At 47.0% G+C, this 1,791-nt stretch carries 2 protein-coding genes; one reads left to right on the top strand and one right to left on the bottom strand.

Annotated elements, in window-relative coordinates:
* Positions 1-196 precede the first annotated feature (196 nt).
* Entirely contained in the window at positions 197-832 is a 636-nt protein-coding gene (locus ABYP73_RS13010) for a Crp/Fnr family transcriptional regulator (protein ID WP_372974622.1), read from the bottom strand.
* A gap of 236 nt (positions 833-1,068) precedes the next feature.
* Between ABYP73_RS13010 and ABYP73_RS13015 the strand changes: the two genes are divergently transcribed.
* Positions 1,069-1,791 (top strand): heavy metal translocating P-type ATPase metal-binding domain-containing protein (locus tag ABYP73_RS13015; RefSeq protein WP_372974623.1); only part of this gene is annotated, 723 nt, incomplete at its 3' end.

Below are 1,791 nucleotides of genomic sequence, written 5' to 3' on the forward strand. Positions count from 1 at the left end.
ATGGCATTCCATGAATTTTCCGAAAAATCTGTGGGTAATAAGATGCGTTTCATAGGGATTTCTCTACAGTAACAGGGGTAAAAATAGAGAAGCCAACCAGCCGAAACAATGACATTTATCAGGTTTGACAGGGTCTCCCGGCAGATGGGATCCCTGCGACTCTGCACCCGTAAGTCTCTAAGAGGAGTTGATCACTTCAAAACCCGTCGACCAGGTCTCGGAGTTTCTTTTCATTCAGAATTCCGATCCTTTTTCCGGAAGTCTTGAGGTAGTTCTTCTTCTTGAATTCCGAAATGATCCTGATACAGGATTCGGTGGCGGTGCCCACGACATTGGCAATATCTTCCCGGGATAGGGTAATACTCAGGTAACCCTCCGGATCTTCCCCGAAGTTATCCCTGAGATATAAAAAGGCCTCGGCTATCCGTTGCTTCACTGTTTTCTGCGACATGTTCACGATCACGTCATCTGCTTCCCGGAGGTCATGCGCCATATGCCGGAGAACTTCCACGGTAAAATTGGGGTTTTGATGCAAGGCATCCACAATACCCTCTTTGGGTATATAACAGACCTCCATATCGCTTACAGCCACAGCGCTGAGGTTGGAGGATTCCTCGGCGATCACGGAGCGTTGTCCCATCACCTCTCCTTTACTGGCCAGTTTTACAATCTGGTCTTTTCCATTGGCGCTGAGCTTGGACAGCTTCGAAACCCCATCTCGAACACAAAAGACACCGTTGAGCTTTTCACCCTCGGAAAATATGGGTTGCCCTTTCTTGATGATCTTCGTGGTTTTAGTATCCGAGACACGTTTTAGCTCTTCTTTGCTCATAGCCCGCAAAGAATTAAATTGCCTGATGATGCAATTCTCGCATCTGCTTTTCATGAGGTAATGATTTCAATACCCTAAGGTACGACAATTTGAAGAGTTCCCCATGGAACTCGGGGGATTTTTCTGATCTCTGAAACTGGTTCTCCTAAGTTCCTGTGAAATATTTAAACCTGATTAATATCATGTTTTAAGCCCCCCGTGACTCGCATCTTTGCACCCAGGTATGAAGCAAGTCTATGGATAAAGAGCTCTGTTTTCACTGTGGGCTCCCTTGTGATGAAGATACGGTCCTGTTTCAGGACAAGTCTTTTTGTTGCCCGGGTTGTAAAACGGTGTATGAGATATTCGACTCAAATGATCTGAAGTATTATTACGATCTTCAGTCGGCTGCAGGAACCTCTCCTGATTACATCCCGGGAAAATTCGATTTCCTGGGTGAACCTGAGATCGCAGAGCAACTGCTAGAGTTCCATGACGGGAAGCACGGGATCATCGGCCTGTATATCCCCTCCATCCATTGCAGCTCCTGTATCTGGGTGCTGGAGAACCTGCATAAATTGGCCCCCGGTATTATTCAGTCTCAGGTCGACTTTCCCAAAAAGACCGTAAGGATCACCTTCAATGCTGAGGAAGTAACCCTTAAGGAAATAGCTATCCTGCTGTCCCGCATCGGGTACGAACCCAGTATTTCCCTCGCGGATTCGGGACGGGAAAGAAAAACGGAGGACAAGAAACTTATCTATCAACTGGGAGTAGCGGGATTTGCTTTCGGGAATATCATGTTCCTTTCCTTTCCGGAATATTTTGAGGTGGAGGAATTCTGGTTAGAGCAGTACAAAATCCTTTTCCGCTGGCTGATGTTCGCTTTTTCTCTTCCTGTGGTCTTCTACGCCGGGCAGGATTACCTCACCTCGGCCTACAAAGGACTCAGGAGTAAATTCCTGAACATAGACGTGCCC

The organism is Muriicola sp. (assembly GCF_041567615.1).
Lineage (GTDB): Bacteria > Bacteroidota > Bacteroidia > Flavobacteriales > Flavobacteriaceae > Muriicola.